Origin of the sequence: Bacillus sp. FSL H8-0492 (genome assembly GCF_038006145.1) — a bacterium.
Taxonomy (GTDB): domain Bacteria; phylum Bacillota; class Bacilli; order Bacillales; family Bacillaceae_G; genus Bacillus_A; species Bacillus_A mycoides.
In genome coordinates this window covers 3597692-3612784 of sequence record NZ_JBBOUP010000001.1, presented here as the reverse complement: position 1 = coordinate 3612784, position 15093 = coordinate 3597692, and the positions used below count along the sequence as shown (strand labels likewise).

The following is a 15093-nucleotide window of genomic DNA, read 5'->3' as shown; positions in this document are numbered from 1 at the left end:
TTGTAGTTTGGATATTATCCGAACTACAAGCTTTTTCTTTTTTGATTAACGCCACCAAATCCAAGTCCAAAAGTAATTTCGTATATTTCGAGGAGTAATGCGTATGAAACGTTCACCGTCAAAGAAACAATTTAAATTTGGAAGTGTTTCATCTGGATTTTCTGGAATGAAGGTGACGATGTTTTCGTTACTTGTAATGGTTACTGTGATTGGTGGATCGGTAGGAGAGACTTGAAGTTGTAAAGAAACGTTTGCCGTGTTTTTAAATTCATTATTAATAGGGGGACTTATCACTTGTACTGTGAATAACACGATAATTGTTTCGTTCGGTTCCAAATTAGTAGCGACTAGGAAACCGATATTCGGATTCGCTAGTGGAGAGCGTTCCCCATTAATGAAGACCGTACCGTTCATAAATTGTAAACCTGCTGGAATGGTGTCTTGTAATGAAATATTTGAAAGTGAAATCTCGGAAGTATTCGTAATACGCACTGTATAATCAAAATATTGGTTTAGATAAGCAGAGCTGACGGAAGCATTTTTTATCACTGCTGCCGTTATAAATTGAACTGGTATACGAACAATATTCGAATTGACAATGAAAATAATAATTGGATCCTGTGGTGTCAATTGGAAAGCAGCTGTAACTGTTGCGGAATTGATAATTGTACTGTTTGAAGGGATAGAAGTTACGAGAACTTTAAATGTTATAGTTGCTACTCCATCTGCCGATAAGGAACCAATGTTAATACCAGTGTCTGGTCGAATATTTGGAACCGGAGTACCGTTAATTGTTACACTGTTTTCTATAAATGTTGTACCAGCTGGAATCATATCTAAAACGGAAGTACTTACTGTAGGAATTGGGGAATGATTAAATACGTCTAGTGTGAATGTAATAATATCTCCTATAACGACAGAAGATTTGTCAGCGTTTTTCTCAATGCGCACCATTGGATCAACGATCGTTGTTGTAACGGTATTTGTTTGCTTTGTAATTGTAATAGGTGGTTCATTCGGATCAATGGTAACAGTATAGGAAACAGAAGCGTCGTTATTGATAGCAGTTTGAAGAGTCGAAGAAGATATTGTTACTTGGAACGTAATGACAACAGATTCATTAGGAGCAAGGTTTCCTAATGGAATACCATTTTCAGGATTCGCATTAGGCTGATTGATCCCGTTAATCGTAACACTGCCAGTAATGAAAATTGTATCTACTGGTACGGTGTCTATGGCAAGAAGGTCTTCAATCGTTACATTACCGCTATTAGTAATTGTAATTGTATACGTTAAAGTTTGACTAGGTAATGCATTCGTGGTATTAACAGATTTTATGGCAACGACATTATCATTTTGGACAGTTGTTGTGACAGTATTTGTTGTAGTCGTATTTGTAACAGGTAAGTTATTTGGATTGACTATATAGTTAAAAGTAGTAATTGCTTTGTTGTTGAGTTCATTTGGTGTTGGAATAGAAGTTACAGTTACTTGGAATGAAGCGATGGCATCTCCACCTACAATTATAGTACCAATTGGTATGCCGCTTACTGGATTAACTCCCGGAACAGTTTCTCCGTTTACAATGACACTATTTTCTATAAACGTAGTACCTTGAGGAATAATATCTTGAATGACTACATCATCTGCTGAAACATTACCAGTTTGATTTAGTGTAATCGTATACGTTAACGTATCACCGACCGTTGCAAATGCAAGGTCAACAGCTTTATTACTATCCAAATTCGCGTGATGAATTTCTGTTACGGCAGCTGATGAAATAATAGTCTCGGTAATAGGTGGCCTATCTGGTACCATGTATTCATATTCAATTGTACTCGTGTTAGAGATTGGATTTGTTTGCGGAATCGAAATAACCCGGACTTGGAATAGAATAGTTGCTGTCGTATTAGGCGGAATGTTATCAATTGGTATACCGCTAAGTGGATTGTCATTTGGCCGAGCGTTGCCATTCACAATAACACTATTCTCTATAAAGCTCGTATTTGCTGGAATGATATCTGTAACAATAATGTTTTCCACTTGTATATTTCCGTTATTTATGATGGAAATTGTATAAGGGATAATAGTTTGTAGGTCAGCGTATTGGATTGGCGTTGTTTTTGTCGCAATTACATTAGCAGAAATAATTTCAGTGAAGGTAATATTACTAGTCGATATTTGTTCTTCCCCATTTATTGTATAGCGGGAAGTTGATTGATTTTGAATGCGACCGCTAGCTGGAAGAGCTACGACGGTAGCAGAAAATGTGACTGGGATAGAAATATCAGGAGCAATCGTTCCTACAAGTATACCGGTACTTGGATTGGCGTTAAGCTGCGGAATGTTATTTACTAAAACGCTACCGTCTATAAAGGTTGTTCCATCAGGAATATTGTCTGTAAATACAACAGCAGTAGCATCCGTGTTCCCTGTATTCGTTAAAGTTGTTGTATAAGTTAAAATGTCACCAATCGTTACAGAAGTTAAATCAACAGTTTTCAGTGAAACGATATCAGCGTCATTAATTTGAACGAAAGTAGTATTGGAAGTAGTAGATTTTTGAATTGGTGCAAAGTCAGGGTTGAAAATAAAGTCATAGACGATGTTTGCAGTATTAGGTGTTGGATTTACAGCAGGTAAATTCGTAACGGAAACTTGGAATGTTATTGTTGTCGATTGACCTGACGCGATATTAGGAATGGAAAAGCCGATATTCGGATCTGCTGCAGGAATTATAGTATTTTTAACTATTACACTTCCAGGAATAAATACTGTTCCATCCTCGATAGTATCTGTAAAAAAGATGGAGTTAGTTGTAGTCGATCCGTTATTTTGGATTAATACTGTATATTCAATGGTTTCATCAATGTTAGCTAATACTTTATTAGCGGATTTTGTAGCGATAAGAATAGCATCAATAAATTGTATATTTGTAGTATTGGAAGAGGTCGTTTCTGAAATTGGTGGTGAGCTTGGATCCGGTTGATATTCATAGTGAATGACAGCGATATTATTAATATTATTTTGAGAAGGTATAGAGACTACATTTACTTGGAACGTAACAATAATCGTATTATTTGGAAGGATAATATCAAGGGTGATTCCAGTAATTGGATTTTCGTTAGGTCTTGGTATGCCATCTACAAGGATGCTATTTGGAACGAATGTGGTGCCAGCTGCAATTGCGTCAATTAGGAGAGTATTTGTAATAGGTACTGTACCAGCGTTTGTAACGGCGACTGTATATGTGATGATTTGACCGATGCGTGTAATGGATCTATTGGCGGATTTAATTGCACTAACATTTGCCGTCCGCACTTCCGTGTTTACTGCATTTGATAACGATCTACGCTGAATAATCGGAGAGCTAGGGTCAATTTGGTATTCGTACGAAGTGTCTGAAATATTAATGACTGTATTGCCGGACGGTATATTTGTAAGTTGTACTTGGAATGAAATAGTGACTGTTTCATTTGGTTGTATCGTGCTGAGAGTTACTCCGTTTTCAGGATTCGCGCCAGGCTGAATCACATTATTTATTGATAAGCTATCTTCAATGAATATAGTACCTTCTGGAATGTTATCAATAAACACGGTATTGTTAGCTGGAATGGTTCCTATATTTTGTAGTGTATTTGTGTAGGTAATAATTTGCCCAATTGATACGAAAGTTACATCCGCGCTTTTAACAGAAATAATATTTGCATTTTGAAGTGATGTTGTAACAATGTTAGAATTTGCAGAGCGATTCACCGGTGGAGCTGTAGGAATACTTACATATTGGTAATTTACAGAAGATTGATTTACAATTTCGGTTTCAGTAGGTGGATTGTTTGTTTGCACTTGAAATAGTATTGTTTTGGAACTGTTTGCTGCAATCGTTCCAATTGGTATTCCGTTTTCTGGATTTACACCTGGTTGCAGGACACCGTTAATTGTGACACTATCGGGAACGAATGTAGTCCCAGCTGGAATAGAATCTGTAAAAATAATATTTATTGCGTCAACATTGCCGATATTTTTCACTTCAGAAATATAAAGTATAGTTCCGCCAATATCTACAGTTATTGGATTGGACGTTTTTGTAATTGTCAATTGTGCTTGCACAAAATTTGTAATGACAATATTACTTGTAGATGTTTCAGTAATAGGCGGCTGGCTTGGATCTGGTTGAATTGTATATGTTGTATTGGATTGATTTGTAATCGATTCTTGCGAGAATGGATCGTTAATAAGAATTTGGAACGAAATAAGGTGAGTAGCGTTTGCTACTAGGTTAGGCAAAGCAACCCCTACATTTGGATTTGCACCAAGTATAGCTGTTCCATTAAGTGTAAAACTATTTTCTACGAATGTAGTCCCTTCTGGAATAGTATCTGAAAATATGAGATTAGTAGCTGGAATATTTCCGGTATTTTCTAGTGTTATCGTATAAGTCAAAATATCACCTGTTGTTGCTTGTTGTGCATTGACTGCTTTTAAAGAAAGAACATTCGCATCCGAAATTTGTGTGAAAGCTGGATTAGACGTAATTGTTCGAGAGATGATAGGAGCAGTTGGATCGGCGATAAAAGTATAGTCAATACGGGCTATATTAGAAATTGGATTCACGCTTGGAATGGATTGAACGATAACTTGGAATGTGACGGTGACAATTTCTGACGGCGCAACGGAGTTTAATGGTATTCCTACGTTTGGATCGGCACCTGGAACTGAAACTCCATTAATGGTCACGCTATTCGGAATAAATGCAGTTCCTTCTGGGACCAAATCTGTTAAAGTAACTGTATTTGCAGTTGTATTGCCGTTATTTTGAACGACTACTGTGTAAGTGATTGTACCTTCGGTAGATTGTACGAGAGAATCTGTATTTTTAATTACGGATAACGATGCATCAACGACAGCTGTATTAACCGTGTTAGATGAGGATGTTGCTGTAACTGGAGGTTGACTTGGATCGACAATATACGTGTAACTTGTAATGGCTTGATTTATAATCGCCCCTTGCGGTGGAATAGAACTTGCAAGAAATTGGAACGTAATAGTAGCAGAATCACCTGGTGCGATAATACCAACTGGAATACCGAGAGTTGGACTGGCATCTGGAAGTGAAATCCCGTTTAGCGTAACACTATTTGGAACGAATAATGCTCCTTCAGGAACACCGTTAATGAGTAATACAGAATTTGCAGGGAAGTTTCCAGTATTCGTTAATGTTGCTGTATACGTAATTACATCTCCGATAGATACAATTGAACGATTTGCTTCTAAAACAGTTGTAACAGTAGCGTTATTAATTTGTGTTGAAGCGCTATTAGAATTTATTGTGCTTGTAACAGGAGGAGCTGCCGGATCAACAATGAATGAGTATTGAATAGATGCAACGTTTGTAATTGGGTTTGAAGGTGGAGTAGTTGTAACTATGACTTGGAACGTAACAGCTAATGAACTGTCTGCGTTAACGGTTCCGATATTAACTCCATTATTTGGATTTGCCCCTGGAATGGTACTTCCATTTACAGTAAAACTATTTTCAAAAAAAGTCGTTCCAGCTGGAATAATGTCTGAGAAATTTAAATTTGTAGCGTTTGTATTGCCGCTATTTTGAATCAAAACTGTATAAGTGATCGTGTCTCCGATATTTGCAAAGGCTGTATTAGCAGTTTTTACGGCCGAAAGTATTGCTGAATTAATAGAAGTAACGAAGACGTTCGTTTCCACATTGCCAGGCTGAGCCTGTAATGAATTGCCTACGTTATATTGGAAGTTAACAAATCCTAAGTTTTGGAGTTCAGGTGTGAACGTTGTTGGGTTGCTTACAATTTGAACTTGGAATACAATTGTTACGATTTGATTTGGAGTTATTGTATTTATGCCAACACCATCAATGATAGAAGCGGATGGTAATGGAGTTCCATCAACAATAACTGATCCTGCAACAAATTGTGTCCACGATGGTATAGGGTCTGAGAAAACAACATTGTTAGCGGGGATATTTCCTGTATTCGTAATAGTCGTTGTATACGTAATTGTATCACCAATAGTTGCAAAAGCTTTATCTCCTATTTTAATAGTGTTTAAAATAGCACTTTCAATTTTTGTTGTAACGCTATTAGAAGTAATATTTTTTGAAACAGGTGCATTAGCCGGATTAACGATATGCTGGAAGCTAACGCTAGCTTGATTGGTAATTGGATTTATAGGTGGAATTTCATTGGCATTAATATGAAATGCTACGATGACAGATTCGTTTGGCGCGATATCACCAATTGGAACACCTGTAATTATATTTGCATTTGGGATGCTAATTCCGTTAAGTGTAAAACTATTCGGTTCAAAGGAAGTTCCGGCTGGAATAAGGTCGGTAAAAATAACACTCGTCGCACTAACATTTCCGCTATTTGTAATCGTAACTGAGTAGACAATATCTTGCCCAATATCTACTGTTTCCACATTTGAATTTTTTTGTGCAGTAAGGATAGCGCTATTAATTTGTGTTGTCGTTGTATTCGATTGATTGGAAGTTGTAATAGGTGACTGGCTAGGATCAACGACATAATGATATGTGGTAGAAGCAAAATTAGAAATTGGATTAAGTGTTGGAAGTGTAGTAACAGTTGCTTGGAATGTAACGATTGCCGTATTACCACCACTAATTGAACCAATATTTACACCAGTAGATAAATCAGCGTTTGGAATGGTTTGCCCATTAACTGTGAAACTGTTTGGAACGAAACTTAAATTGCTATCAAGAATATCGATAATCGTTACATCAGTTGCAGCCACATTCCCTGTATTAGGAAGGTTAAGTGTAAATGTTATTATATTACCAATATCCGCAAAAGTAAGATTCGCTGTTTTTGTACTAATAATAGTCGCGTTGTTTATTTGAAGAAGCGTAGTGTTAGAATTAGCTGTATTTGAAACAGGAGGATTATTTGGATCAACAGTAAACTCATACGTCGTTGATGCTGTATTCGGTGCTGGATTAATAGGTGGAATGCTGTTCACTGTAACTTGAAAGACGATACTATATATTTCATTTGGCGGAAGTGCTGCAAGTAACACACCTGTATTTGGATCCGCATTAGGTTGTAAAATGCCATCGACAGTTAATGTGTTAGGAATAAATGTGAGTCCACTTGGTAATACATCTGTGAATACAATATTAGTTGCATCCGTATTGCCTACATTGGCAATAGAAGTAGTGTAAAAAGCAGTTTGCCCGACATCTGCAAAGGATAGACTTTCATTTTTCGTCATAGATAATATAGCTTCTCTAATTTGTGTTGAAACAGGATTACTAATTGAAGTTTCTGCATCAGGCGGTGAGACTAATTGATACGATGTTGATGAGAAATTTACAATTGGGTTTTCGGTTGGTAATGACGCCACGTTTACTTGGAATGAAACAGTTACTGTAGACCCAGCTGTTATAGGCCCAATATTTACACCGTTCGATGGGTCCGCACCACTTTGAGAAACCCCGTTAATAGAAAATGAGTTTGCGATAAATGTAGTTCCGCTCGGCATTGTATCTGAGAAAATAACATTTTGTGCGGATGAGTTTCCATTGTTTGTTAAAGTAACAGTATAGGTGAGTGTGTTTCCAATACGACTAAAGGATTTATCGACTTGTTTTAATGAAAGAATGGTAGCTGTGTTAATTGTAGTGAACACTGTGTTTGAAGTAACATTCCTTGAAACAATAGGGGCATTAGGGTCAGTGATAAATGTGTAAGAAGCACTAGCCGAATTGGCAATAGGATTTTGAACGGGAGTAGAAGTAGCGGTAACTTGAAATGCTATTGATATTGAGTTGTTAGGAGCGATTGCTCCAATCGTTATACCTGTATTAGGATTAAGACCAATTTGCGTGATGCCATCTATTGTAACGCTATCAGTAATAAACGTTGTACCATCGGGTATAAGGTCAGTGAAAGTAATATTAGTTGCGTTTGTATTACCACTATTCGTTAAAATTGTCGTATAGGTAATGGTATCACCTAGCGTTACAAATGTTTGATCGACCGATTTTACCATCGTTATCATAGCATCTAGTACAGGATTTGTAACGATATTCGTTGAAATAGAAGTTGTAATAGGAGCTCCGCTTGGATCAACAGTATAAGAATATAAAATTGTGTCATTATCCATAATCGAGCTTGAAGGGGGAATAGAAATAACATTTACTTGGAAAGTAACAGTTACTGTCGCGCCGGGTGCGATATTTGGTAAATTTACTCCAAGTGCTGGTTGCGCACCAGGTTGCTGAACTCCATTTACTGTAACTGAATTTGGTATGAATGTAGTGCTAGCTGGAATAGCGCTTGTGAATGTTATATTCGTTGCTGCTGTATTCCCTGTATTTGTAATAGTAGTGGTATACGTAATCGTATCTCCAACTGAAACTATAGATTTATCAGCACTTTTTTGGGTTGTTAAAATTGCACTATTAATAGTTGTTGAAACCGCATTAGATATATTCGTTTGTGATACGGCAGGTTGGCTAGGATCGACCACATGTGCAAATTGTACAGAACTAAAATTAGAAATTGGATTTATACTTGGAATGTTTGTAACAAGTACGTTGAGAGTAATAATGGCCGTTCCACCTGGATTTATATTTTCAATCTGTATCCCGCTAGCTGGATTTCCAATTTGCTGTGTACCAGAATCGCTTGTAAGAGTCCCGGAAATAAATGTCGTTCCGTCAGGTAAAATATCTGTGAAAATTATATTTTGTGAAGTGACATTTCCAGGGTTATTTAATGTAATTGTATAAGAAATTGTATCGCCGATCGTTGCGAAATTTTTATCCGCGGATTTAACTAGTGCAATTTCCCCGGAATTTATTTGTGTCGAAACAGAATTGGATGTTGTACTTCGTGAAACGAGTGGTAAATTAGGTCCTGTCATAAATTGATAATTAATAGAAGCACCGTTTACAACCGGTGAGTTTGGTCCCCCAGGCCCAATTGTGAAAATTGGATTTGGAATACTAACTACTTGCACGCGGAAGGTGACGTTTATAAAATCTCCTGCAATAATATCTCCAATTGGTATCCCATTCGCTGGATTTACTCCAGGTAATAAAACCCCACCTACTCGAACGCTATCTTCTATAAATACTGTATTATTTGGAATCGGATCTGTAAAAATGATATTAGTAGCAGTCGTGTTCCCTATATTTTCTAATAAAACAGTATACGTTAAAAATGAATTTCCAGGTGCTACATCAGAAAAGATACGATCCACACTTTTCGTTGCTTGAATGATTGCTTCATTTATTTGAACTAAGACGGGGTTACTAGTAGCCGTTTCTGTAACAGGCGGCTCGGTAGGATCAATAATAATAGAGTATGTTGTGCTAGATTGGTTCATCGTAGGGTTTGAAGCTGGTATTGAACCGATAATGGCTTGGAAACTAATGGTTGTCGTTCCTCCAACTGGAATTGGGTCTAAAGGAACCCCGTTATCTGGCCTAAATCCAAGTTGTGGGATGGTATTAATTTGTACGCTATCAGGCACGAATGAAAGTTCAGGTGGTAATATATCTATAAAAACAGGTGTGTTTGCAGTTGTATTTCCGCTATTGGTAAGGGTTGTTGTATACGTAATTGTATCTCCAACAGCAGCAAATGCACTACTCGCAGTTTTTGTTGCGATAACGGAAGCAGTATTTACTTGTGTAAAAGTTTTATTGGATTTAACTGTTCGTGAAACAGGTGGTTCATTAATATCTATAATAAAACTATATTGAAGCGATGATTTATTAGGGATTGGATTAGGATTTGGAAGCGTTGTAATGTTTACTTGAAAGCTGAGTATAACTGATGCATTTGAATTTATGTTACCGATATTGATACCATTTTGTGGATTTGCATTAGGAATGGTTGTTCCATTTACTGTAAAACTATTTGGAATAAACGTTGTGCCATCTGGAATTAAATCTGTAAAAATAACATTGTTTGCGGTAGTGTTACCGGAATTAGTAATGGTGGAAGTGAAAGTAAGTGTATCTCCAATAGTAGCGAATGTTGAATTGACAGTTTTATTTATAGATAGAGTAGCATCAATGATTGGAGTAACTGTTGTGTTTGTAATTGTACTACCAACAGCAGGTGATTGGTTTGGATTCACTGTATATTCATAATTTACAAGGGCGTTATTTGTTAATGTGCCACTAGGCGGTATCGCTAAAATTTGTGCTTGAAAAGAAATAAATACAGTATTACCTGGTGGAATATCTGCTAAGTGAATACCAAGTGATGGATCTAATCCTGGTTGTGGAACATTGTTGATAGTTACGGAGTTTTGGATAAATGAAGCTCCTGCGCCAAGCCCATCCGTTAAAACATTTGCACTAGCAGGGATATTTCCAGTGTTTGTAACTGCAATCGTATAGGTAACGATATCTCCAATTGCAGCTGTCGGTGTATTCACTGATTTAGTAGCGACGATCGTAGCATTATTAATTTGAGTTGTTATTACGTTACTTAACGCATTGGCGGATGCTGGAGGTAAGTTAGGATTTACGACATATTGGTACGTTGTATTACTTTGGTTCGGGATTGGATTTGGACTAGGGATGGAATTTACTATTACTTGAAATGAGATTGTTGTATTTGTATTGGGGTTTATTGGATCAATTGCTACGCCATTTGCTGGATTTATATTAGGGAGTGTAGTACCATTTACTGTTACACTATTTGGAATAAATGAAGTCCCACTTGGAATGGCATCTGTAAATACTATATTTGATGCAAGTGTATTCCCGCTATTTGTTAAAGTAGTCGTGTACGTAATAATATCATTTACGTTAGCAAACTGTTTATCTGCAGATTTTGTAGCGGCAATTGAGGCGTTATTAATAGTTGTCTGTACCGTGTTAGAAGCCACCATCTGCATTACAGCTGGTTTGGATGGATCGTACATATATTGGAATGTTGTGCCTGATTGATTCGTAATCGGATTTACAGCAGGGATAGTTGGTACAAGAACCTGGAATGCAACGGTTCGTGATGAATTCGCTCCTATCGTACCGATAAAAATACCGTTAGCAGGATTTGCATTTGCTATAGGGACATTGTTAATCGTTACAGTATTAGGAATGAACAGGGTACCCGCTGGAATGATATCTGTAAACGTTACATTAGAAGCAGGGATATTCCCGTTATTTGTTAAAATAGTCGCATATAATATGACATCACCAACATCAGCGAAATTTGTGCTCGTTAGTTTTGTAGCAACAATATTAGCAGTATTAATTTGTGTAGTTACTATATTACTAGTAGCGTTTTTCACAACAACAGGTAAATTTGGATCAGCGATAAAGTTATATTGAAGTGAAGCGCTATTTTGAATTGGATTTGGTGAAGGTAGCCCATTTGCACTTATTTGAAAAACAATCGTTGTAAAACCACCTGCAGGAATGGAGCCGACTTGAAGGCCGGTACTTGGGTCTGCACCTAGCTGTAAAGTGCCACCTATAAAAATACTATTTGGTACGATAGTGGTGCCGGGAGGGATTATATCGGTAACAACAACAGTGTTTGCTGTAGTATTCCCAAGGTTAGCTAAGGAAATTGTATATGTGATTGGTTGCCCGACATCGGCAATAGTTAAATCTACCTCTTTGACAATAACTACATTTGCTAAATTAATTTGTGTACTTACAGTATTACTTAAAGATGTTTCTATAATTGGTGGATCACCTGGATTTAGAACGAAACTATACTGTGTACTCGATGAATTAGTTGTTGGATTTTGGGCTGGTAAAGCAGTGACAGTTACTTGATAAGAAACGGTAATTAATCCGCTAGCAGGAATAGAAGGTAACAGGACACCGATATTTGGATCTGCATTGTTTTGCAAAACGCCATTAATAAGAAAAGTATTTGGAATAAAGGTAGTACCATCTGGATTTATATCTATGAAAGTAGGATTATCAGCAGAAACGCTTCCTGCATTCGTTAAAATAACGGTATAAGTTAATATATCTCCAACAGTAGCGAACTCTCGATCCACTGATTTTGCCGAAATTACATTTGCATCATTAACTTGGATAAATGTAGTGTTTGTAGTTGTGTTTGTACTTACAGGAGAAGCGTTTGGATCAACGATAAAGTTATAGGAGATGGAAGCGCTATTCAAAATAGGATTAGGATTTGGAATACTAGTTATTAATATTTGGAATGAAGCTGTAATTGTAGTATTAGCATTGATGCTACCAATATTGATGCTAGCTGGTGTTGCGCCCGGCTGAGTAACACCGTTAACTATAACACTGTTCGGTACAAAGGAAGTGCCATTCGCAATGGAATCGGATAGTAATACATTGTTCGCTGTAACATTTCCAGCGTTTGTAAGAGCAAAGGTGTAAGTTAATACATCTCCAACTTCCGCAAACGTTTGACTTACAGATTTATTAGCATGAAGATTTGCTAGTCTAATTGTTGATGTAACAGAATTAGAATTTGCTGTTTTTGAAGTTGGTGGCAGGCTTGGATTTACAGTGTAAATATAAGAGGAGAAAGCGTTATTAATGATAGGGTTTTGTGCAGTAATGTTAATGACTGTTACTTGGAAGGATAAGGTGAAAGTAGCTCCACCAGGAATTGTGCCGATAGGTAAAGCAACGAGAGAATCTACATTTTGCAAAACGCCGTTGAGCGTTACAGAACCTAATGTTAATATCGTTCCGTTTGGAAGTGGATCTGTTAGTTGAACGTTATTAGCGGGCGTATTTCCACTGTTTGTAATAAGGATTGTATAACTTATCGTTTCGCCAATTGTGGCAAATTGTTTATTTGTAGATTTTGTTAATGATAAATTCGCATTATTAATTTGAGTAGAAACGAGATTAGAAGAAATGTTTTTCGTAACGGGGGATTGGCTAGGGTTGACGGTGTACTGATAAGAAGCGCTTGATCCGTTAGATACGACATTTGACGCGGGTATTGTATTAACTACTACTTGAAATGAAACGTTTTTGGTTGTGCCAGTTGCGATGGACCCTATATTTACACCGTTAGCCGGATTTGCTCCAACTTGTGTCGTACCATCTATTGTTAAACTGTTTAGGACAAAAGTTGTTCCTGTAGGAATGACATCTGTAAAAATAACATTGTTCGCATTCGTATTACCTGTTCCTGTAAAGGCAACAGTGTAAGTCAGTGTATCGCCAATATCTGCATAGTTTTTATCTACTGCTTTTGTCATTGTTACAGTAGCATTATTCACTTGCGTGGAGACAATATTCGTCGTGTCAGTCCCGCTTACTGCCGGCTGGCTTGGTACAGGAATGTATTGATATGTTGTTGTACCACTATTTAATATTGGATTTGTTTGTGGGATAGAAGGAACGAATACTTGAAAGGAAATAGTAGTAGTAGAATTTGCAGCAATAGATCCAATTGATATACCATTAGCGGGATTTGCTCCCCCTTGAGTAACTCCGTTAACAGTTACACTCCCTGGAATGAAAGTGGTCCCGCTAGGAATCGGATCTGTATATATAACATTCGTTGCAGCGATATTTCCTATATTAGCTAAGGCAATACTGTAAGTTAATGTTTCACCAATATCGGTAAAAAGTTTGTTAACTGATTTTGTGCCATTAATATCTGCGAGGTTAATTTGTGTTCCTGCAGAGTTACTTGTTGCAAGACCGTTAAAAGTCGTTCCTCCGGCAATCGGTGTATATTGAAATGTAATATTCGCAGTGTTAGAGATAGGATTTTGACTTGGAAGAGAAACGACAGTCGCTTGGAAAGCTACTGTACGAGAAGAGCCATTATTAATTGTCCCCAGAGATATACCGGCGACCGGATTTGCATTTGTTTGTGGTACGTTATCTATCGTTACGCTTCCAGGTATAAAGGAAGTACCGTTAGGGAGAACATCTGTAAAAGTAACGTTATTTGCAGGAAGAAGCCCGGTGTTAGGAACAGTAACTGTATAGGTTAGAATATCTCCAATTGTAGCGACACTTTTATTCACGCTTTTAGTTGCTTGTATATTAGGTGAGTTTATATTGATTTGTAAACCGACTGTATTTAACATATATGCATCCCCGTTAGTAGTTAAACGAATTGAGGCAGATACTTGGGAATTTGTTAAATAAGGAGAAATATCAATGGAAGTAATGTCCCATCCTTGTCTTCCAGCGGAGATATTTGTACTTGTAGAGGCACTCTGGTTTCGCGTTCCAAATGTACCAGTTGTATCTAAGTTCCCTGCAGCATTATTAATTTGAGAACCGAAGAAATTATTAACAGCATTATTTGGCCCAGATAATGCATTTAATGAACTGAAATTTGGTCCAAATAAAGCTTGATCCCCAGTTAAATCAGCATCCCCTTCAGTAGAACTTAAAAATAATCTCCCGCTTACAGGTCCCCCAGCAGGTGTTAAAAACCCTGAGACAGATACATCTGCACTACCGGTTTCTACAGAAACACGGTTACCAGCTACGTAAATTGTTAAATTTCTTGCGGGTAAGGAACCGTTTTGATAAGCGACAATAAGCGTCCATCCTGCAGAATTAATGGCTCCATTAGAAGCGTCTAAAGGATCTACAAGTCCAGGAACAGAACCTGTTGTATAAGATCCAGATCCAGCAGCTTGAACGAGTGATGTTACATCCGCTGATCGTGTGTAAAATCCAAATGTGACAGATCCAGAAACGAATGTTTGATTTGAAGCTGTAACAGCCGAAGGGGTAATTGAGTATGTTGACACAGGTGTTGTAAAAGAAACTGGGTTTCCTAATACACTCGTAATGTTTTGATCCCGAGATAAATAGTTTCCACCCCAAACGAGTTCTGCGTAAAGAATAGTACTACCAGCAGGGATATTCAAAATAGCGGTAGAACTATTTTGTGTATAGTTTAACGTTGTACCTGCAGGAAAAGTAGTTACTTGTAAAGCGGTATTCGTAGTTACGAATGCACCAATTGCCCCGATTGTACCAGCACGGTTTAGATTGCTAATTTTACTTAATCCTAGTGTATTTCCTGTAATAGCGAGTGCGCCGTTAGTGGTGGTAGAAAATCGATTCGTAATGGGCATGTTGTCACCTCATTT

1 protein-coding gene is annotated in these 15093 nt (G+C 37.3%); it reads right to left on the bottom strand.

Annotation, left to right across the window (positions count from 1 at the left end):
• Positions 1–45: 45 nt before the first annotated feature.
• Positions 46–15078, bottom strand: a complete 15033-nt coding sequence (locus MHH66_RS18455; protein WP_078184215.1) for a DUF11 domain-containing protein — start codon at positions 15076–15078, stop codon at positions 46–48.
• Positions 15079–15093 lie beyond the last annotated feature (15 nt).